This is a genomic window from Ensifer sp. 22460 (assembly GCF_052044935.1).
GTDB lineage: Bacteria > Pseudomonadota > Alphaproteobacteria > Rhizobiales > Rhizobiaceae > Ensifer.
The window spans coordinates 53681-73403 of record NZ_JBQENZ010000035.1 but is presented as its reverse complement, the minus strand read 5'-3'; the positions used below and the strand labels follow the sequence as shown (position 1 = coordinate 73403).

Genomic DNA, 19723 nt, shown 5'->3' with positions numbered 1-19723 from the left:
GTCGCCGCCCTCCCGCAGCGGCGAGGGTCGGATCGTTGGAATTGCGGACCTTTTGATGGGTCGAGCTAGAGTCGGATCGCCCTCGTCTTTCCCTTGAGGCCTGAACGGATACCCGGAGTTCGGCTCCGGATGACAAGCACAGGACAAGCGAAAGATGATGAACGATAGCATCGGGGTCGACATCTCGAAAGACCATCTCGACGTCCACAGGCTGAGCGACGGTGTGAGCCGGCGCTTCGCCAACGACAGCCGTGGCCATAGGACATTGATCGGCTGGTTGGAGCGGCCTGAGCTGCGTATCGTCTACGAGCCGACAGGCCCCTATCATCGGGCCCTTGAGCACAGGCTGGCAGAGGCGGGCTTCGCGCTGGTCAAGGTCAATCCGCGTCAGGCGCGGCGATTTGCCGAGGCCACCGGCAGGCTCGCCAAGACCGACCGGCTGGATGCTGCGATGCTCGCCCGCATGGGGGTGTTGCTCGAACTCGAGGCGCGGCCGGCGCGAGGCCCGACCCTCAACGATCTCAAGGACCTGCACATGGCCCGCGAGGCATTGGTGAAGAACCGAACGGCGGCCAGGAACAGGGCGAAAAACCTGACCTTGCCGATCCTCAAGCGCCACAACGCCGAACAGCTCAGGCAGATCGAGCGCCAGATCGCGGCCCTCGAAAACGAGATCATGGCGCTCATCAAGGTCGATCCCGACCTCGCACGACGCTTCGACATTCTCGTCTCGATCCCGGGCGTGTCAGCAATCACCGCCTTCGCGCTTCTCATCGACATGCCCGAACTCGGTACACTCGACCAGGCCCAGGTCGCTTCCCTCGCCGGCCTCGCTCCGGTCGCTCGCCAGTCCGGACAGTGGATCGGCCGCGCCTTCATCCGCGGCGGCCGGGCCAATGTCCGACGAGCACTCTACATGCCCGCGCTCGTCGCCATCCGCTTCAATCCCGACCTCAAGGCCAAGTACGACCGGCTCAAGGCCGCCGGAAAAGCCTCAAAACTCGCCATTACCGCCGTCATGCGAAAGCTCATCATCATCGCAAACGCATTGCTCAGGGATGGCCGCATATGGGAACCAACCCGTACTTGACCAACACGGATACTCTAAAGCGCGTCGCGATCTTTCAGATTCACTCCTTGCGCTTTAAGCGCTCGACATTTCGCAGGTCGTTATCACAAAACCGCTGCGCACTTTTGCGCGACAAGCTTTAGTGAATGCCCGCAGTCAGGGCCGGCGCTTTGGTCGCGAGCGCCACTCTGAGCTTTTCGAGCGCCCGAGTTTCGATCTGTCGCACCCGTTCCTTGGAAATGCCGAGATCGAGGCCGAGCTCTTCCAGCGTCGCACCGTCCTCCGACAGTCGTCGTGCACGGATGATCCGCATCTCCCTTTCGGTCAAGGCACCCAGCGCATCGCGGAGCCACACACGGGCCCGCTCGCCGTCGATCATGTCGCTGACCTGTTCGTCCGGAAGCGGCGCATCGCTGGCCAGGAAATCCAGCCGCTCGCCGCCATCGGAATCGGCGCCGCCAACGGGGGCCTGCAAGGAAGTGTCGCTGCCGGAAAGCCGCGCATCCATGGTCTGCACATCGGCGATGCTGACGCCGAGCGCCGCGGCAATTTCCTCATGCATAGCCTGCGATGTAAGTTGCCTGTCGCCTTGCGCCAGACGTGCACGCAACCGCCGCAGATTGAAGAACAGCGCCTTCTGAGCCGAACTCGTGCCGCCCCGGACGATCGACCAATTGCGCAGGACATAGTCCTGCATCGATGCCCGGATCCACCAGGTCGCATAGGTCGAAAACCTGACCTCACGGCTGGGTTCGAAGCGGGCCGCCGCTTCCAGGAGGCCGATATGGCCTTCCTGCACCAAGTCGCCCATGGGCAGGCCGAAGTTGCGGAACTTCGCTGCCATCGAGATCACGAGCCGCATATGCGACATGGCGATCTTGTTGCGGGCTTCCTGATCATGGTCGTTCCGCCAGGCCTGTGCCAGCGCGTGCTCCTCGTCGCGCTCGAGATAAGGCGCCTCCATTGCGATCTTGATCATCCGCCGGTCTGCAGTGAGAGTCTTCATCGATCACTCCGTGACTGGCGCCCGGGCGCCATTGCGTGTGAAGTCTAAAAGGCCGGACAGATGGCGCGTCCGGCAGCAGGGGCGTCTAGATCACGATGATTTGGATCGGATCGATCGAAATCATCGTGATCGGTTCTTTTAAGTCAGAGCGGGATGGGCGCGGAAAACCGCATGATCTTTTCCTTCCCCGCTCAAGAGCCTCAGCGCCGAACTTGAAGAAACGACGCGGCGCCCTAACTTCAAAATCACGAACCTGAACGGTGACGGATCACAGAACCAAGATCGCCCGGCGCGAAAGCGGCGCGTTCCTGCCGGCTAATGTAAATGCGCGTGGCGGGCAAAAGTTCCATCAGATCAAAGAAAAAGCCCGGCGCGATGGCCGGGCTTTTTTGCAGTCTCACTGCGGGTGGAAGCCTATGCTGCTTCGTCCTGGGCGTCGTCTTCGTCGATCGCCTTGCCGCGCTTCGGGCCCTTGCTGAGGTTTGCCTCGACGAGGCGCACAGCTTCGGTCTCCGACATTTTGTTCACGGCAGCGATTTCGCGCGCCATGCGGTCGAGGGCAGCTTCATAGAGCTGGCGTTCGGAATAGGACTGTTCCGGCTGGTTTTCGGCGCGATAGAGATCGCGAACGACTTCCGCGATGGAAATCAGGTCGCCGGAGTTGATCTTGGCATCGTATTCCTGGGCGCGGCGCGACCACATGGTGCGCTTCACGCGAGCCTTGCCCTGCACAACCTTCAACGCACGATCGACGAAATCGGTTTCAGACAGCTTGCGCATGCCGATGCTGACAGCCTTGGCCACCGGCACCTTCAACCGCATCTTGTCCTTCTCGAAATCGATGACAAAAAGCTCAAGCTTCATGCCCGCGACTTCCTGCTCTTCGATCGCCACGATCTGGCCAACGCCGTGGGCCGGATAGACGATCGATTCACCGGTCTTGAAGCCCTGGCGTGTCGAAGATTTTTTCTGCTGGGTCGTCATTCGTTTCAAAAACTCCCTGTTTCGCGCCGGCCATTCTGGCCGGGGCCGGGTCAGTGAGGCCCGGGATAGACGGGGATACCGCCGGGTGGGTACATCCTGGTCCGTCCACGGAACGCAAACAGCCTCATGAAATGCGGTCGCAACAGAGCAAAGCCATGTTGCGTAATAGGGAGAAACCGCCTTTTGGAGATCGTTTGCTTTCGTGATGGTTTTCGGGCGCGCAAAAACACCCTCTGTGGATCAGTAGAAGGAACCTATCACAAAAAAGTGCCGAAATCAATAATTTGCTGCATGGCAGCCATCAAGCCACCATTCTCGCACCTGCGAGCGCAGTGCGTGTTTTCCCCAGGTTTGGCGCGCTGGGTCGCGCTCGCTGCGTCAGCCTCGACGAACGATAGAGATCGTCCGTCTCAGTCGCCCTGTCCCGGCTCGGCGGAGAAGAACTTCTCGTACTTGCCTTCGACGCCGTCCATCTCCTTGGCTTCCGGCATCGGGTCGCGCTTGACCGTGACGTTCGGCCACTTCGTGGCAAAATCAGCGTTCACTTTCAACCACATATCAAGGCCCGGCTCGGTGTCCGGCTTGATCGCCTCGGCAGGACATTCCGGCTCGCAAACGCCGCAATCGATGCACTCGTCGGGATGGATGACGAGGAAATTCTCGCCCTCATAGAAGCAGTCCACGGGGCAGACTTCGACACAGTCCATATACTTGCAGCGAATGCAATTGTCGGTCACGACATACGTCATGAGGTACTCCAGCCAATGCTCACGTTTGATGGCAGACGGCAATCAATGGTGATGCTCATCGTCCGCGCATGCTAGGAATGTCCGGCGCGCATAGCTGCCGAAGCAAGACCGATGCACCCAACGTGGGTCTGTCAGGTAAAGGCTTTATGGACCCTTTGCAAGAATATTCAATGCGCGAAACGCCGCGGCAAAGGCAGAGTTTTCTAATCCTCGCGCGGATCGAAATCGGGTTTTAGCCGATCGGTATCCCGCCGCTCTTTCTTGGTCGGGCGTCCCGCCCCACGGTCGCGTGTGGCGAGATCAAATGCCGAGAGTTTCTCCTTAGGCAATTCCGGCGTGAGATCATCATAAAGAAGCCGCGCTTCCTCGTAGGGGCCACGTCGTTCCCCTGGAGCAAGCACGCGCACGGTCACGCTGCGGCGGTCGAGGACGAGCTCAAGCAGGTCCCCCGTCTTGACCTGAAACGACGACTGCGTCACGCGCTGCTCGTTGACGGCCACGCGGCCGTCCTCGATCGCTTTTTGCGCAAGCGAGCGCGATTTGATCAGCCGCGTGAAAAACAGCCACTTGTCGAGACGCTGGCGCGATGCCGGGTTGGACGTGGGCTGTTTTTCCATGACCTGCCTTACTTCTTCATCTGCTCCTTGAGCGCCGCGAGCTTGGCGAAGGGCGAATCCGGATCCACCGGCTTCTCGCGACGCGGCGGGCGCGCCTCGAACTTGCCCTGGCCCGGCTTGCCGCCGCGGTCGTGGCGATCATGACGGTCACCACGGTCCTGGCGCGGACCGCCTTCCGACTTGCCGCCGTCATGGCGCTTGCCGCGCACCGGCTGGCCGCCCTTGCGTCCGCCCTCACGTCCCTCGCCCTGGCCTTGGCCTTGGCCTTGGCCATGTCCATGGCGCTGGCCGCCGCGACGCTGGTCGCCCTGGTGGCGACCGCCGCCCTGGCGCTGGTTATCCTGGCGGGTGCCGGGACGCCACAGCAGCACGGGCTTGGCTTCGACCGGTTCTCCGGTCTCGGCGACTTGAGCTTCGGCTGGTTGGACCTCGCTGGTGGCGACTTCGCCCTCAGGCTTCTCGGCCTCGGCGGCCGGTGCCTCAACGGCTGCGGTCTCGGCATCCGTCGCGCTGTCAGCAGCGTCCGCGTCATCGACGGCGGCAACCGGCTCGGAGGCGGCGGCAGCAGAGGCGGGCGCACCGTCCTGGCTGGCGAGGAAGGCCGCAGCCTCCTCGGCCTTGACGCTGTCGGCCCGATAGCCAAGGCCCTTCAGGATCTCTTCCATATCATCAGGCGTTGCGCCGAGGATCGAAAGCATCGAGGTGGTGGCGGTGAAACGACGGCCGTCATAGGCGCCTTCAGGACGCGGCTGCGCGCCGGGCTTCCACTGCAGCAGCGGCCGGATGAGATCGGCCAGGCGCTCGAGGATGTCGATGCGCACGGCGCGCTTTCCGAGGAAGCGGAAGCCGGCAAGCTTGTAGAAGGTGCGCTCGAAGGACGGATCGGTGACGACCGACGTACGGCCGGCAGCGAGCATCGGGATGAGGTCGCCATAGCCGGGCTTGTCGAGGCCGTCGTTCTTCAGCGCCCAGAGCAGCGTGATCAGCTCGGCCGGAGCCGGCTTCAAGAGCGCCGGAAGGAAGATGTGGTAGGCGCCGAAGCGAACGCCGTATTTGCGGATCGACGCGCGACCGTCCTGGTCCAGCGACTTCACGTCGTCGGCGACATCGCGGCGGAAGAGCACGCCGAGGTTCTCGACGAGCTGGAAGGCAAGGCCCTTGGCGAGGCCTTCGAGGTCTTCAGCGCGCGAGATATCGTCGAGCGGCTTCAGCACCGTACCGATGTGATGGTTCACGAAACGCTCGATGCGCGCCACGACATGCTCGCGGGCGTTCGCCTGCAGCTGATCGTCGGCAAGCAGGATGACGCGCGGACGCATGACATGGTCGCTCGCTGCCAGACGGGCGACGGGATCGCCGAGCCAGCGCACGAGACCATCCGACGAAAGCGCCAGGTCGTTGTTGCCCGAGGCGTGCAGACGTGCGGCCCGCGCCTCGAACTCGAGCGCCAGCGCCTTCTGGGCAGCGCCCTGCACGGCCTTGGCATCCGGGCCGTCGCCGCCGGTCGCCAGCGTAAACCGGAAACCGGTTAGTTGTCCTACGTGGTGTCCTTCGACGAAGACATCACCATTCACACTGATTTCAGCTTCCAGCATAGCATTCTCTCTCAGGCGCTTCATGAGCACAGATGTCCTGCGATCAACAAAGCGTTTCGTCAACCGTTCATGTAGTGCGTCGGATAATCGATCTTCAATTTCCCGCGTCTTTTCTTGCCAGTGTGTCGGATCGGCCAGCCATCCCGGCCGGTTCGACACATAGGTCCAGGTTCTGATCTGCGCGATTCGCGCCGAAAGTGTGTCGATCTCACCGTCGGTGTGATCGGCACGCCTGACCTGTTCGGCCATGAAGTCCTCGTTCACCGTACCCCGGCGAACGAGATCCGCGTAGATCGTCGAGATCAGATCGGCGTGCTGGGCGGGCGTGATGCGCCGATAGTCCGGCAGCGCGCAGGCTTCCCATAGTTTTTCGACGCGCTCGGCATTGGTCGTAATGTCGACGACCTCCGGGTAGCGGGCCAGATGCTCGAACGCCTGCTGGTCTACCGCAGGTAGCGCCCGGGCAAGGCCGGGAACTTTCGGCGCGGCATCGAGGCTCTTCTTCAAGGCGGTAAGCGAGGAATAGTCGAACGCCTTCGAGCGCCATTGCAGCACCTTGACCGCATCGAACTCGTGCGACTCGATGCGATGAACGAGCTCGTTGTCGAAAGGATCGACGCGACCCGTGACGCCGAACGTTCCGTCACGCAGATGTCGCCCGGCGCGCCCGGCGACCTGCGCTAGCTCGGCCGGGTTCAGGTTGCGAAACTGGTAGCCGTCGAACTTGCGGTCCTGCGCGAAGGCGACGTGATCGACGTCGAGGTTGAGACCCATGCCGATCGCGTCGGTCGCCACCATATATTCGACGTCGCCTTCCTGATAGAGCGCCACCTGCGCATTGCGCGTGCGCGGCGAAAGCGCGCCGAGCACGACGGCGGCACCGCCGCGCTGGCGACGGATCAGTTCGGCGATCGCATAGACTTCGTCGGCCGAGAAGGCGACGATCGCCGAGCGATGCGGCAGGCGGGTGATTTTCTTCGAACCGGCATAGAGCAGTTGCGACATGCGCGGCCGCTCGACGACGGTGATGCCGGGCAGGAGGTGCTCCAGGATAGGCCGCATCGTTGCAGCCCCCAGAAGCAGCGTCTCGCCACGCCCCCTCAGATGCAGGATCCGGTCGGTGAAGATGTGACCGCGCTCGAGATCGCCTGCAAGCTGCACTTCGTCGATCGCCACGAAGGACGCGGTCGTCTCCCTCGGCATCGCTTCGACGGTGCAGACCGAATAGCGGGCGCGATGCGGAGTAATCTTCTCCTCGCCAGTGATCAGCGCGACATTGTGATGGCCGACCCTTTCGACCAGGCGCGTATAGACCTCGCGCGCCAGGAGGCGCAGCGGCAGGCCTATGACGCCGCTGTCATGCGCGATCATGCGCTCGATCGCGTAGTGCGTCTTGCCGGTATTGGTTGGCCCGAGCACCGCGGTTACGCCGCGGCCGCTCAGGATCATGGGGTGAACGGACACGTCATCGATCCCGGGCATTCAGAAATTACGACAGCGTCTTTTCACGCTGGCGGCAAACACATGCCCACGCACCGAGCCAAACGCAAGGGGCGCCGACAACTAAAACCATCGTTCGGCGTCTCTCAGCCCATTGCACCACCTGTTGTGGTTGGCGCAATCGAGAACGGGAACAGCCATGGAACGAATCGGCGACGAATCGAAGACTCATCGCGATTCACTGTATGTTCACGACTACATATAGATTTCAACACCAAACGTTGCACCACATGCTGAATCTGACGCCGCGCGCGTGTGTTAGAGCCCACGACTCGCCTCAATCCTGGCTGTCCCATTGCCAGACAGGTCAAAGGATTCCGAATCCAAGACTCTGGAAAGCCTAGAAAATTTTTAACGAAATTCATCGGAGATTCGCTGGGCAGAGAGAATGAGAATCGCACCGAGCACCCTCGACCAATACGGGAGGATCCGATGGCGACTCGTGGTACGGGCATCATTCCGCTTTTGTTCTCCACAAGATATAGTGTCTGCGCCGCGCGCCGGCAGCAGATTCACGTGCGCGATTTCGGGATTCAAATGCCGGGGCAACAGGCGTCTCTTCTCTCCGCCCTACACAAAGACGGCGCCCCGAAGGGCGCCGTTCAAAGCAATGATGAGATCAAAAGGTCAGACGAAGAACTGTCCGCCATTCGCCGAAATCGTCGAGCCGGTGATGAAGCCGGCGTCGTCGGAGGCCAGGAACACAACGCAGCGGGCGATTTCTTCCGGCTCGCCGAGGCGGCCAACCGGGATCTGCGGGATGATCCGCTCGTTCAGCACTTTCTCCGGCACCGCCCGCACCATTTCCGTGCCGATATAACCCGGGCAGATGGCGTTGACCGTGATCCCCTTCGCCGCACCTTCCTGGGCAAGCGCCTTGGTGAAGCCGAGATCACCGGCTTTGGCCGCCGAATAGTTGGCCTGGCCCATCTGGCCCTTCTGGCCGTTGATCGACGAGATGTTGATGACGCGGCCGAAACCGCGGTCGCGCATGGCGGACCAGATCGGATGCGTCATGTTGAAGAGACCGGTGAGGTTGGTGCCGACCACCTCGCCCCATTGCTCGGGCGTCATCTTGTGGAACATCGCGTCGCGGGTGATGCCCGCATTGTTGACCAGCACTTCGACCGGGCCGAGATCGGCCTCGACCTTGGCGATGCCTTCGGCGCAGGACTGATAGCTGGAAACATCCCACTTGTAGACGGGGATGCCGGTTTCCTGCTTGAAGGCCTCGGCCTTTTCGTCATTGCCGGCATAGTTTGCGGCCACCTTGTAGCCGGCATTCTTGAGTGCGACGGAGATTGCCGCGCCGATGCCGCGCGACCCACCTGTGACCAATGCTACCCTGCTCATGCACGCCTCCCACTTGATCAGTTCAGTTTCTCAAAGGCCTTCTTCATCAGCTTTTCGCCGACCTGTCGTCCGTAGAGCTCGGCGGCAGCCTGGAACTGAGGCGTCGCGAGCATAGACATACCCACCTCGCACTTGGTGAGCGCGGGGTTCATCATCAGACTGGAGAGCTGAACGAGCGACGCTTTCAAAGCGCCACTGTCATCGTTCGGGGCCGCAACCATCATGTCCTTGAAAACGGCCTCGTCGTCCGAGGTCGTATGTTCCAGCATGCACTGAACCAACCGCGCCTCGTCGAGAGGCGCGGGATTGGCATGTGCGGAAACGATCGGCGAACCGGCCAGAAGAAGGGAAAACGGAACCCACCTGGCGCTGTTCATGCCGCCAAACCGATTAGAGCCGTTCGACGCACATGGCGACGCCCATGCCGCCGCCGATGCAGAGCGTTGCAAGCCCCTTGGAAACGCCGCGGCGCTTCATTTCGAAGAGCAGCGTGTTGAGCACGCGGGCGCCGGAAGCGCCGATCGGATGGCCGATGGCGATCGCGCCGCCATTGACGTTGACGATCGACGGATCCCAGCCGAGGTCCTTGTTGACCGCGCAGGCCTGTGCCGCGAAAGCCTCGTTGGCCTCGACCAGTTCGACGTCTCCGATCGCCCAGCCGGCTTTCGCCAACGCCTTGCGCGAAGCCGGGATCGGGCCGGTGCCCATGACCTGCGGATCGACGCCGGCCGTTGCCCAGGAAACGATACGGGCGAGCGGCTGGATGCCGCGCTTGGAAGCCTGCGCTTCGGTCATCAGCAGAGTGGCCGCGGCGCCGTCATTGAGGCCGGAGGCGTTGCCGGCGGTGACCGTGCCTTCCTTGTCGAAGGCCGGACGCAGCTTCGTCATCTGGTCGAGCGTTGCGCCATGGCGGATATATTCGTCCTGGTCGACGGTGACGTCGCCCTTGCGGCCTTTGACGATGAAGGGAATGATCTCGTCGGCGAACCGCCCGGCCTTCTGGGCCGCTTCGGCCTTGTTCTGCGAGGCGAGCGCGAAAGTATCCTGCTCTTCGCGGCTGAGCTGCCACTGGCGGGCGACGTTTTCGGCAGTGATGCCCATGTGATAGCCGTAGAAGGCGTCGGTCAGACCGTCCTTGATCATCGTGTCGATCATCTTGAAATCGCCCATCTTCACGCCGCCGCGAAGATGCGAGCAATGCGGCGCCATCGACATGGACTCCATGCCGCCGGCGACGATGATATCCGCATCACCGGTTGCAATCTGCTGCATGCCGAGCGCCACGGCACGAAGACCGGAACCGCAGAGCTGGTTCATGCCCCAGGCGGTTTTCTCCTGCGGAAGACCCGCCTTCATCGCCGCCTGACGCGCCGGGTTCTGGCCCTCGCCGGCCTGCAGGACCTGGCCGAGGATCACCTCGTCGACCTCGCCTGCCTCGACGCCTGCGCGCTCGAGCACGCCCTTGATGACGGCGGCGCCGAGTTCGTGCGCCGGTGTGTTGGCGAATGCACCGTTGAAGGATCCGACCGCGGTACGGGCGGCGCTGGCGATCACGATGGAGGGATTGCTCATGGGACGTTTCCTCAGATCTTTCTTGCCTAATGGAAGCAGACTGGCAAAGCGCGCGGCGCAAGTCAAACGCCTTGATGCGGTGCCACAAAACCGTCACCCAAGACGCAACCGCAAGATTTCGCACTTGCGTCGCCGCAACGCACAAAGACATTGTCAGCGGCGCTCTTTTGCGGATACTCTGAAAAACGCAATAAAGACGGGATGATGGGTGAGAGGAGACCCTGATGGCGAAGCACGAAGGCCAGATCGTTATAAAAAAATATGCGAACCGGCGGCTCTACAACACCGGGACCAGCACCTATGTCACGCTCGACGACCTGGCTGTCATGGTGAAGAAGGGCGACGATTTCATCGTCCAGGACGCAAAGTCCGGAGAGGACATCACCCATTCCGTGCTGACGCAGATCATCTTCGAGCAGGAGTCCAAGACCGGCAACACGCTGCTGCCGATCTCCTTCCTGCGCCAGCTGATCTCGTTCTACGGCGACCAGATGCAGATGGTGGTGCCGAGCTATCTCGAGCATTCGATGCAGGCTTTCACCGAGCAGCAGTCGCAGATGCGCGAGCAGATCAACAAGGCCTTCGGTGACACGCCGCTCGGCAAGAACCTGCAGGTTCCGCTGCAACTTGTCGAAGAGCAGGTCCGTCGCAATACCGAGATGTTCCATCAGGCGATGCAGATGTTCTCGCCCTTCATCACCGCCCCGCCGGTGAAGGAAACCAAGAAGGCCGAAGCCAAGGATATCGACGAGCTCAAGGAACAGCTTCGCGCGCTCCAGACCAAGCTCGACAATCTCGGCTGAGCGCATTCTCCTTGCAAAGGCGGGTGTGAGTCACCCGCCCAATTCCCGTCCAGCAAACCATGTTTTGAATTGGGCCAACGCCCCGGGATCGATCGTGACCTAAAGCGCGTCGCGATCTTTCAGATTCGCGCCTTGCGCTTTAAGTTCTTGATATTTCGCATGTCGTTGTCGCAAAACCGCTGCGCACTTTTGCGCTACAGGCTTTAAAGGCCGATCGACACGTCCCGTCCGGCCGAGCGCATCGAGACGGCGAAGCCGGCGATGACGTCGATGAAGCTGATCGTCATCAGGATGAAGAAGAGCTGGGTTGCCGCCGGCGCCAGCAGCAGGAATTCGATCAGGAAGGCGATGAACAGAATCATCGACAACAGGTGATCCATCAGCGCACGCGTGCTCGTGCGGGTCGCCTTCAGCAATTCGACGAAGAGCAACAGCAGTGCGACGACGATCAGGAGGTCGCCGAAGCGCATCGTCCAGGTCGCGCCCGACAGCATGGACAGCGACAGCATCTCGGCGTTCAAGCCGGCAATACCGCCGAACATTCCGATCATCGCGAGATTGTAGACAACGAACGGCAGGATCAGCAGCGGAACGGCAGCGAGCATCGGGCACGAACTCCTTTGCCGCGTCTTGCGGCGTCTTCAGGCCTACTGCATGTTTCCTTTAATCGTAGCCGGTTAAAGGACAAAAACATGCAGCAATTCAAAGTGCTACAGCGACCTTTGCGCGTCTGATAAGACGCGCGGCGCTGTAGAGCGCTGTGCGTTCGCATGAACGCACCAAGGACGCTCCAGCACTTAGGGTCTAGAGCATCTCTCCGCTTCCAGTGACTTCACCTTGGCGCGTGATGCTCTAGCTCCTGCGGATAACACAGGGTCCAAGCGAGAAAATGTCAGACGCAAAACAAAAGGGCCGGCAGAGCCAGCCCTTTGAACCATTCCACGAACGGAAACGCTTATGCGTTTTCCTTCGGGGTCAGAACCTGACGGCCACGGTACATGCCGGTCTTCAGGTCGATGTGGTGCGGGCGACGCAGTTCGCCGGAGTTCTTGTCTTCGACGTAGGTCGGCGTCTTGAGAGCGTCAGCGGAACGGCGCATGCCACGCTTGGACGGGCTCGTTTTTCTTTTAGGTACAGCCATTTCATTCTCCACTTATCGGGCAAACACTGTTCAGCAGCCGAAATGGCCGTGTTAAACAGATGTCAATCACGGAAATTTGGCGCGCTTATACATCGGCAACTGCTGTTTGACCAGTCCCCAGCCGCAATTTTTCGACTCAAGATCTGGCGGCGCCGATTCAGACCTCGTCATCGGGAACGACCCACGGCTCGGCGCGGGCAGCCTCTTCCCACTTCCGGAAAGCGAAATGTGCCTTCACCCGTTGCATGTAGCCGAGCGTTTCTTGATCCGCAACGAGATCGTAGACGTCGAAGCGGTTGACCACAGGCGCGTACATTGCATCGGCCGCGCTGAAGGATCCGAAGAGGAACGGCCCGCCGGAGTGGGCAAGCGCCTCCTTCCAGATCTGCTCGATGCGCACGACATCAGCGCGAACGTCGGCATCCACCTGAAGCGCCCGCCTCTCCCGGCGGATGTTCATCGGGCAGGCACCGCGCAGCGCCCTGAAACCGGAGAGCATCTCCATGGAATAGCTGCGGGCCCGGGCGCGGGCCTGGCGATCGGACGGCCAAAGCCCGGCGTCGGGAAAGAGCTCGGCGACATATTCGATGATCGCCAGCGATTCCCAGACGAGCAGATCGCCGTGGCGCAGCAGCGGCACCTTTCCGGTCGGCGAGATCGCGCGGATATCAGGATTGCCGGCCGCGAAATCGAAGGGAATGACCACGTCCTCGAAGGCGATGCCCGCGGCGGTCATCGCCATCCAGGGCCGCATCGACCAGGACGAATAGTTCTTGTTGCCGACGTAAAGGGTAAGTCCGGTCATCTACATTCCTTGATGCTGGCCTTAATTGCTGGCCGTGATTGCTGATCTGTCCGAGAAAACGATCAGTTCCTCGAAATGGTTCATGTCCTCGAACGAGCAGAAGGCCGGCGGATCGAGCTCGATCACCGGCGCCCGCTCCCTGAGGCAGGCGAGTTGTTCGCTCAACATTTCCTGCCAGCGCGGCAGTGCCGCGTCATCGAGCCAGTCGATGACATAGGCGAAGGTGATGTGAAACGCATAGTCGTCATGATCAGGATGGCGATAGCCGAAGACTTCGGCGAAAGCATCGCGCCAGGCCTTGAGGCAAGCCCGATCGGCGACGCTGTCGCCTTCAAGCGCGAGACCGGTTGGCGTGATCTCGGTCACGCGGGCACGGAAGGGCTGCAACGGCGCAAAGTGCCTCAGCCGCGCACAGTAGTGTTCGGTCATCACATCGATCGGTGTATCGAGCGCCATATCGACGGGCCAATAGGGTAGCCTGCGACGATATTCGATGATGCCCTGGAAGATCGTCATGTGCAGGCTGGACGGATGCGTGAAGGCGAACTGCCCCGCCTCGGGCATCGCCATCAGACGCTCGCGCACGGCAAGCACGGCCGTCTCGGACGGCGATCCGGCGGTGACGTGGGAGACGACCGTGTTGCCCGGCTCACGCAGGAAGCGGCCGTCCGTGGCGTAGCGGGTTCCGAGATGCTTCGGCGGAATGGTGTCCGCGTTGCGGCCAAAGGCGAGAAGCGAAGGGGAAATCGAGGTCATGGGAGCGATCGGGCCTTTTGAATGGAGAGAGGGCCCAGATGGCAGAACTCTACGAAGCCAGGATGACATCCCCCGGCAACCGCATCCAATGAAAAGGTCTGATCTCAATCATAAAGGCAGGTGATGTAGCCGCCGGAGCGGCTGGCGCGACGCTCGATCAAATTCGCCAGACGCTTGAGCCCACGGCCGGGTTTGCCGGCATTGCGCTCTTTCGGGTTGGGCAGCGAAACCGCAAGCAGTGCGGCCTGCCGGCGCGAGAGCTTCGCCGCGGAAACGCCGAAATGGTGGCGGGCCGCCGCCTCGATACCGTAGATCCCATCACCCCATTCGGCGACGTTCAAATAGATCTCCATCATCCGCCGCTTGCTCCAGACGAAATCGGCAGCGACCGCCAGCGGCAGCTCCATGCCCTTGCGCAGGAAGGAGCGGCCGTTCCAGAGGTAGAGGTTCTTGACCGTCTGCATCGGGATGGTGCTGGCGCCACGGGTCGATTCCCCTTCAAGCGCATCCTCGACCACGCCGCGCATCTGGCCCCAGTCGACGCCGTCATGGGCGCAGAACTGACCGTCCTCCGACATCATCACCGATTGGACGAGCACCGGCGAGATGTTCTCGAAATCGACCCATTGGCGGTCGTAGCCGCGAAGCAGAACGAGATCGCGCAGCATCAAGGTGGAGACCGGGTGGACGAACTCGACGAGATAGAGAACGATCAGCACATAGGGCAGGGCAACGAAACCCAGGACAGCCAGGATGATCTGGCGGCGTTTCTTGCGCAACGTCCGGCGAAGCGAAGACCAGCGACTGGAAGGCACTTCGCCCTCCTCGCGCGCTTCCGGAACGACGTTCACGGCCTGACTGTTCACCTCGCTGTCCATCCGCTTCTCTTAGTGTATGGTCCGGCAAAGTTGAACGGGCTTTCTGGTAAAAGGCAAGGCGCCCAGGCGGCTGTCCCAGGGAAAGCGCGCCGCTGCGACACGAATCCCCGTTGAAAGCCCTCTTCGCCCGTGCCAAAGAGCGCGCATGAGCCAGGACACATCGCCCTTCACCCGCCGCCTCACCGGCAATGCCCGCGCCGTCGAAGCTCTGCTCGAGCGCCTGCTCGGCTCGGCGACGGCGGTCGACGAGATTGCGCGACCAGCAAACCTGCTCGCGGCCATGCGGCACGGCGTGCTGAACGGCGGCAAGCGGCTGCGCCCCTTTCTGGTGATCGAATGTGCGGATCTTCTCGGCGGCAGCTTGGATGCATCCTTGCGCGTCGGGGCGGCGCTCGAATGCGTCCATTGCTATTCCCTCGTCCATGACGACCTGCCGGCGATGGACGACGACGATATCCGCCGCGGCCAGCCGACGGTGCACAAGGCCTTCGACGAGGCAACCGCGATCCTCGCCGGCGACAGCCTGCTGACCTTCGCCTTCGACATCATCGCGGCCCCCGAAACGCTGCTGACGGACGGCCAGAAAGTGGAGCTGATCCTGGCGCTCGGACGCGCCGCCGGCCACGGTGGCATGGCCGGCGGACAGGCGCTCGATCTGGCAGCAGAGAAGTCGCCGCCCGACGAGGCCGGCATCGTGACGCTGCAGGCCATGAAAACCGGCGCCCTCATCCGCTTCGCCTGCGAAGCGGGCGCCATCGTCGCTGCCGCATCGAAAGACGACCGCGCCCGGCTTCGCCACTTCGGCGAAAAGATCGGCCTTGCCTTCCAGCTCGCTGACGACCTGCTCGACCTCACTGCTGACGCGGAGACCATGGGCAAGGCGACCGGCAAGGACGCCGCCCGCGGCAAAGGCACGCTGGTCGCGCTGCACGGCCAGGCCTGGGCAGAGGAGCGGCTGGAGCAACTGGTCGCAGAAGCCGAATCCCTGCTCGCGCCCTATGGTGAGCGCTCGGCCATCCTCATCGAAACCGCCCGCTTCGTCGCCAACCGCAGGAATTAGCCCCGTGAGCAAATACTGGTCGCCGATCGTCTCGAAGCTCAAGCCCTATGTGCCGGGCGAGCAGCCGCGCATCGCCAATCTGGTGAAGCTTAACACCAACGAATGCCCCTACGGTCCCTCGCAAAAAGTGCTCGACGCGATCGGCGCTGCAGCAAGCAGCGATCTCCGCCTTTATCCCGACCCGCTGGCGCTCAAGCTTCGCCAGGCGATCGCCGCGCGCTATGGCGTGACGGCGGAGGAAGTCTTCGTCGGCAACGGCTCGGACGAGGTGCTGGCCCATATCTTCGCCGGCCTCCTGAAGCACGACTCGCCGCTGCTCTATCCGGATATTTCCTACAGCTTCTATTCGACCTACGCGCGGCTCTTCGAGATCGACACGGTCGAGGTCCCGCTCAACGACGCCTTCGAGATCGACATCGCCGACTATGATCGCCCCTGCGGCGCGATCATCCTGCCGAACCCGAACGCTCCGACAGGCATCGGCCTGCCGCTCGCCGAAATCGAGCGGCTCGTCGCAAGCCACCCGGACCAGCCCGTCGTCATCGACGAGGCCTATGTCGACTTCGGCGGCCAGTCGGCAGCAGAACTCGTTTCGAAATACGAGAACCTGCTGGTCGTCCAGACCTTCTCCAAGTCGCGCGCGCTTGCAGGCCTTCGTGTCGGCTTCGCCATCGGCCAGCGGCCGCTGATCGAGGCGCTGGAGCGGGTGAAGGACAGCTTCAACTCCTATCCGCTCGGCCGTCCGGCGCAAGCAGGCGCCATCGCCGCGATCGAGGACGAGGCCTGGTTCGAGGAAACGCGCGCAAAAATCATCGACTCCCGCGAACTGCTTGCGGCGGACCTCACTCAACGCGGCTTCGAGGTATTGCCATCTCAGGCCAACTTTGTGTTCGCCCGGCATCCGGGCCATGACGGCGAGGCATTGATGAAGGCGCTGCGCGAGCGGGCCGTGCTGGTCCGCCATTTCGCCAAGCCCCGCATTTCCGATTTCCTGCGCATCACGATCGGCACCGATCAGGAATGCGCGCGACTGATCGAAGCGCTGGACGAGATCCTCTAGAGCGTCTTTCCGCTTCGAGTGATTCCACCTGAGAGCGGGCTGACGTCGCGGCGATAGGCCCCAAGCCGCGCGCTTCCGGGCGGCAGGAGCCTTGTACGTCGCTTGGAACTGCCCGGAAGAAACCGCCTATTCGGCAGCCGCCTGGCCGCGGCCATAACGCTTCTCGATATAATCGGAAACCAGCGTCTCGAAGTCCGCGGCGATGTTGGGGCCGCGCAGCGTCATCGCCTTCTGGCCGTCAATGAAAACCGGGGCGGCCGGCATTTCACCGGTGCCCGGAAGCGAGATGCCGATGTCGGCATGTTTGCTTTCGCCCGGGCCGTTGACGATGCAGCCCATCACCGCGACCTTCAGGCCTTCGACACCGGGATATTTCTCGCGCCAGACCGGCATGTTGCGGCGGATGTCGTCCTGGATCTTCTGCGCGAGTTCCTGGAACACGGTGGACGTCGTGCGGCCGCAGCCGGGACACGCTGCAACCACCGGAATGAACTGGCGGAAGCCCATGACCTGTAGCAGTTCCTGCGCCACCTGCACCTCCCGGGTGCGGTCGCCACCGGGCTCCGGCGTCAGCGAAATGCGGATCGTGTCGCCGATGCCCTGCTGCATCAGGATGCCGAGCGAGGCGGAGGAGGCGACGATGCCCTTGGTGCCCATGCCGGCTTCCGTCAGCCCGAGATGCAGCGCATGGTCGGAGCGTGCCGACAGCATGGCGTAGACGGCGATCAGGTCCTGCACGCCGGAGACCTTGGCCGACAGGATGATGCGGTTGCGCGGCAGGCCGATCTCTTCGGCGAGATCCGCCGAGAGCAGCGCCGACTGGACGATCGTCTCGCGCGTCACCTGCTGGGCCGTCAGCGGAAAGCCGTTCGCCTGGTTCTCGTCCATCAGCCGCGTCAGCAGTTCCTGGTCGAGCGAGCCCCAGTTGACGCCGATGCGCACCGGCTTGTCGTAGCGGATCGCCATTTCGACGATCTCGGCGAACTGCTTGTCCTTCTTGTCCTTGAAGCCGACATTGCCCGGGTTGATGCGATACTTGGCGAGCGCTTCGGCGCAGGCCGGATGATCGGCGAGCAGCTTGTGGCCGATATAGTGGAAGTCGCCGACGAGCGGCACGTCCAGACCGAGGCGCTCGAGCCGCTCGCGGATCTTCGGCACGGCGGCGGCACTCTCGTCGCGGTCGACGGTGATGCGCACCAGTTCCGAGCCGGCCTTGTGAAGGGCGGCAACCTGCGCCACCGTTCCGTCGATATCAGCTGTATCGGTGTTGGTCATCGACTGGACGACCACCGGCGCGCCACCGCCCACTATGACCCCGCCGACATCGACGGCGACGGACGCACGGCGGGGCTGCGGATCAAAATCGAAGGCGGCAGACATGGAGGCCTCTTGGTCCCCAGGTCACGCCAGTGACCTGGTCTCATCGTTTCAGCGCGGGATGCGGGCGGAAAACCACATGGACTTCTGCCCGTCCCGCTCTTGCTTTTCGTCCATCAGGTGGATGAGGAAAGCACCGTTGTCAACGGCGACATCATGCCCTGACGGCGATTTGATGGCAGGCGGCCGCCGTCAGTGTCCCTTTGCGTGGTCGGCATGATGAGCATGATGCGACAGCATCAGCACGACGATGAACAGCACCGGCACCGAGGCAAAGACGATCGCGAAGCCCGTATGCTCGGCGACGAAGCCGATCACCGATGGAGCAAACAGCATGCCCGAATAACCCATGAAGGTCGCGACCGAAAGGCCGATGCCAGGCTGCAGGCCCGGCATGTTGCCGGCCGCCGAAAAGGCGATCGGCACCATGTTGGAGATGCCGACGCCGGCAATCGCAAAGCCGAGGATGGCGATATAGGCATTCGGCGCCGTGCCCGCGATGATCATGCCGATGAGTGCAGTGACCGTGCAAATCCGCAGCGTCTTCTTGGCACCGAAGCGGTCGCGCACGAGGTCGCCGGCAAAGCGCATGGTCGCCATGGTGGCGGAGAAAGCGGCGAAGCCGAAGCCGGACAGTTCCACCGAGGCACCAAGCTCGTTGCGCAGGTAGAGCGCGCCCCAATCGAGCACCGTGCCCTCCGGCACCATCGAAAACAGCGCCATGATGCCGATCAGCCAGGGAAGCGGCGTCATCGGCAGGCGGAGCTTTTCCTTGGCGGCGGCCGGATGCGGCTTGTCGGCAAGGATCATCGGCCAGGCAATCGCAATCAACGTCAGGCAGATCACGGTGACGACGAAGACATGCGGCAGCACGCCGACGCGCGCCATGAGGAACCCGCCGATGCCGGCACCGATCAGGCCGCCGAGGCTCCAATAGGCGTGGCAGGAGGACATGATTGCCCGCCGCATCGATTTCTCGACCTCGACCGCATTGGCGTTCATGGCGACATCCATCGCGCCGACGAAACCGCCGAGCACGAACATGCCGATCGCCGCCGCCCAGACGTTTGGCACCAAGGTCAAAAGCAGAAGCAGCGGCGACAGGATGATGGCCGTGACCTTGACGACCTTCTGCGAGCCGATGCGGGCGATGTAGCCGCCGGCAATCGGCATCAGCACCAGCGAGCCGATGCCAAACATCAGGATCAGGAGGCCGAGTACGCTTTCGCTGATGCCGAGCCGGTCCTTGAACTCGGGGATCTTCGGCGCCCAGCTGCCGGTGACGAAGCCATTCATCAGAAAGAGCAGGGAAACCGCCAGCCGGTTGCGGGTCATATAGCCCTGGCGGACGGTTGCAGTGGGAGAACGTTGGTCCATGGTATTGCCTCTGTGCCGGAT

General features: G+C 62.3%; 19 protein-coding genes. 4 read left to right on the top strand and 15 right to left on the bottom strand.

Annotated elements, in window-relative coordinates; genetic code table 11:
* The first annotated feature begins 154 nt into the window (after nt 1–154).
* Nucleotides 155–1090 carry an IS110 family transposase gene (locus ACTJKM_RS31460; protein WP_058326157.1) on the top strand — a complete coding sequence of 312 codons (936 nt, stop codon included), beginning with the start codon at nt 155–157 and terminating at the stop codon, nt 1088–1090.
* A 118-nt stretch (nt 1091–1208) separates the two neighbouring features.
* On the opposite strand, the gene ACTJKM_RS31455 is transcribed toward ACTJKM_RS31460, so the two are convergent.
* From ACTJKM_RS31455 to ACTJKM_RS31420, 8 genes are all read right to left on the bottom strand, one after another.
* Nucleotides 1209–2075 carry an RNA polymerase factor sigma-32 gene (locus ACTJKM_RS31455; RefSeq protein ID WP_057254889.1) on the bottom strand — a complete coding sequence of 289 codons (867 nt, stop codon included), beginning with the start codon at nt 2073–2075 and terminating at the stop codon, nt 1209–1211.
* A gap of 414 nt (nt 2076–2489) precedes the next feature.
* Complete coding sequence (locus ACTJKM_RS31450; protein ID WP_034802893.1) at nt 2490–3059, bottom strand: CarD family transcriptional regulator; 570 nt, start codon at nt 3057–3059, stop codon at nt 2490–2492.
* 410 nt (nt 3060–3469) lie between these two features.
* On the bottom strand, nt 3470–3808 hold the full coding sequence (gene fdxA, locus ACTJKM_RS31445) for a ferredoxin FdxA (protein WP_057254888.1): 339 nt from the start codon (nt 3806–3808) through the stop codon (nt 3470–3472).
* A gap of 203 nt (nt 3809–4011) precedes the next feature.
* Complete coding sequence (locus tag ACTJKM_RS31440; protein WP_057254887.1) at nt 4012–4425, bottom strand: RNA-binding S4 domain-containing protein; 414 nt, start codon at nt 4423–4425, stop codon at nt 4012–4014.
* 8 nt (nt 4426–4433) lie between these two features.
* Nucleotides 4434–7469, bottom strand: a complete 3036-nt coding sequence (locus ACTJKM_RS31435) for a helicase-related protein (protein ID WP_058328040.1) — start codon at nt 7467–7469, stop codon at nt 4434–4436.
* Between the two features lie 678 nt (nt 7470–8147).
* On the bottom strand, nt 8148–8873 hold the full coding sequence (locus ACTJKM_RS31430; RefSeq protein WP_057254886.1) for a beta-ketoacyl-ACP reductase: 726 nt from the start codon (nt 8871–8873) through the stop codon (nt 8148–8150).
* Nucleotides 8874–8890: 17 nt separating this feature from the next.
* A complete protein-coding gene (locus tag ACTJKM_RS31425) occupies nt 8891–9250 on the bottom strand; it encodes a hypothetical protein (RefSeq protein WP_058328021.1) in 360 nt (119 codons plus the stop codon).
* A gap of 13 nt (nt 9251–9263) precedes the next feature.
* On the bottom strand, nt 9264–10445 hold the full coding sequence (locus ACTJKM_RS31420; protein ID WP_057254884.1) for an acetyl-CoA C-acetyltransferase: 1182 nt from the start codon (nt 10443–10445) through the stop codon (nt 9264–9266).
* Nucleotides 10446–10669: 224 nt separating this feature from the next.
* On the opposite strand from ACTJKM_RS31420, the gene phaR reads away from it, so the two are divergent.
* Nucleotides 10670–11248, top strand: coding sequence for a polyhydroxyalkanoate synthesis repressor PhaR (gene phaR / locus ACTJKM_RS31415; protein WP_057254883.1), 579 nt, complete (start codon nt 10670–10672; stop codon nt 11246–11248).
* Between the two features lie 203 nt (nt 11249–11451).
* On the opposite strand, the gene ACTJKM_RS31410 is transcribed toward phaR, so the two are convergent.
* The 5 genes from ACTJKM_RS31410 to mtgA form a co-directional block, all read right to left on the bottom strand.
* Nucleotides 11452–11853: a hypothetical protein gene (locus ACTJKM_RS31410; RefSeq protein WP_057254882.1), complete on the bottom strand. Its 402-nt coding sequence runs from the start codon at nt 11851–11853 to the stop codon at nt 11452–11454.
* Nucleotides 11854–12203: 350 nt separating this feature from the next.
* Nucleotides 12204–12389, bottom strand: a complete 186-nt coding sequence (gene rpmF / locus ACTJKM_RS31405; protein ID WP_057254881.1) for a 50S ribosomal protein L32 — start codon at nt 12387–12389, stop codon at nt 12204–12206.
* 157 nt (nt 12390–12546) lie between these two features.
* The gene (locus ACTJKM_RS31400; protein WP_057254880.1) at nt 12547–13194 is read right to left on the bottom strand and encodes a glutathione S-transferase family protein; all 648 of its coding nucleotides are present in this window, start codon (nt 13192–13194) and stop codon (nt 12547–12549) included.
* Nucleotides 13195–13215: 21 nt separating this feature from the next.
* Nucleotides 13216–13950, bottom strand: coding sequence for a DUF1868 domain-containing protein (locus tag ACTJKM_RS31395; protein ID WP_058321665.1), 735 nt, complete (start codon nt 13948–13950; stop codon nt 13216–13218).
* 104 nt (nt 13951–14054) lie between these two features.
* Nucleotides 14055–14828 (bottom strand): monofunctional biosynthetic peptidoglycan transglycosylase, encoded by a 774-nt coding sequence (gene mtgA, locus ACTJKM_RS31390; protein ID WP_082616167.1) that lies wholly within the window; start codon nt 14826–14828, stop codon nt 14055–14057.
* A 145-nt stretch (nt 14829–14973) separates the two neighbouring features.
* Between mtgA and ACTJKM_RS31385 the strand changes: the two genes are divergently transcribed.
* Entirely contained in the window at nt 14974–15888 is a 915-nt protein-coding gene (locus ACTJKM_RS31385; protein ID WP_057254878.1) for a polyprenyl synthetase family protein, read from the top strand.
* Between the two features lie 4 nt (nt 15889–15892).
* Nucleotides 15893–16948 (top strand): histidinol-phosphate transaminase, encoded by a 1056-nt coding sequence (gene hisC / locus ACTJKM_RS31380; protein ID WP_057254877.1) that lies wholly within the window; start codon nt 15893–15895, stop codon nt 16946–16948.
* A gap of 126 nt (nt 16949–17074) precedes the next feature.
* Here hisC and ispG read toward each other — a convergent pair whose 3' ends face one another.
* Both ispG and ACTJKM_RS31370 read right to left on the bottom strand, forming a co-directional pair.
* Nucleotides 17075–18328, bottom strand: a complete 1254-nt coding sequence (gene ispG / locus ACTJKM_RS31375; protein ID WP_058321661.1) for a flavodoxin-dependent (E)-4-hydroxy-3-methylbut-2-enyl-diphosphate synthase — start codon at nt 18326–18328, stop codon at nt 17075–17077.
* A 189-nt stretch (nt 18329–18517) separates the two neighbouring features.
* Nucleotides 18518–19702, bottom strand: coding sequence for an MFS transporter (locus tag ACTJKM_RS31370; RefSeq protein WP_058328023.1), 1185 nt, complete (start codon nt 19700–19702; stop codon nt 18518–18520).
* Nucleotides 19703–19723: the final 21 nt, after the last annotated feature.

Coding starts and splice junctions, on each gene's coding strand:
- phaR (WP_057254883.1), top strand. CDS start 10,670: ATGGCGAAGCACGAAGGCCAGATCGTTATAAAAAAATATGCGAACCGG.
- fdxA (WP_057254888.1), bottom strand. CDS start 3,808: ATGACGTATGTCGTGACCGACAATTGCATTCGCTGCAAGTATATGGAC.
- ACTJKM_RS31455 (WP_057254889.1), bottom strand. CDS start 2,075: ATGAAGACTCTCACTGCAGACCGGCGGATGATCAAGATCGCAATGGAG.
- ACTJKM_RS31420 (WP_057254884.1), bottom strand. CDS start 10,445: ATGAGCAATCCCTCCATCGTGATCGCCAGCGCCGCCCGTACCGCGGTC.
- ACTJKM_RS31385 (WP_057254878.1), top strand. CDS start 14,974: ATGAGCCAGGACACATCGCCCTTCACCCGCCGCCTCACCGGCAATGCC.
- ACTJKM_RS31450 (WP_034802893.1), bottom strand. CDS start 3,059: ATGACGACCCAGCAGAAAAAATCTTCGACACGCCAGGGCTTCAAGACC.
- ACTJKM_RS31400 (WP_057254880.1), bottom strand. CDS start 13,194: ATGACCGGACTTACCCTTTACGTCGGCAACAAGAACTATTCGTCCTGG.
- ACTJKM_RS31440 (WP_057254887.1), bottom strand. CDS start 4,425: ATGGAAAAACAGCCCACGTCCAACCCGGCATCGCGCCAGCGTCTCGAC.
- mtgA (WP_082616167.1), bottom strand. CDS start 14,828: ATGGACAGCGAGGTGAACAGTCAGGCCGTGAACGTCGTTCCGGAAGCG.
- ACTJKM_RS31410 (WP_057254882.1), bottom strand. CDS start 11,853: ATGCTCGCTGCCGTTCCGCTGCTGATCCTGCCGTTCGTTGTCTACAAT.
- ispG (WP_058321661.1), bottom strand. CDS start 18,328: ATGTCTGCCGCCTTCGATTTTGATCCGCAGCCCCGCCGTGCGTCCGTC.
- ACTJKM_RS31430 (WP_057254886.1), bottom strand. CDS start 8,873: ATGAGCAGGGTAGCATTGGTCACAGGTGGGTCGCGCGGCATCGGCGCG.
- ACTJKM_RS31395 (WP_058321665.1), bottom strand. CDS start 13,950: ATGACCTCGATTTCCCCTTCGCTTCTCGCCTTTGGCCGCAACGCGGAC.
- ACTJKM_RS31460 (WP_058326157.1), top strand. CDS start 155: ATGATGAACGATAGCATCGGGGTCGACATCTCGAAAGACCATCTCGAC.
- ACTJKM_RS31425 (WP_058328021.1), bottom strand. CDS start 9,250: ATGAACAGCGCCAGGTGGGTTCCGTTTTCCCTTCTTCTGGCCGGTTCG.
- ACTJKM_RS31370 (WP_058328023.1), bottom strand. CDS start 19,702: ATGGACCAACGTTCTCCCACTGCAACCGTCCGCCAGGGCTATATGACC.
- ACTJKM_RS31435 (WP_058328040.1), bottom strand. CDS start 7,469: ATGATCCTGAGCGGCCGCGGCGTAACCGCGGTGCTCGGGCCAACCAAT.
- rpmF (WP_057254881.1), bottom strand. CDS start 12,389: ATGGCTGTACCTAAAAGAAAAACGAGCCCGTCCAAGCGTGGCATGCGC.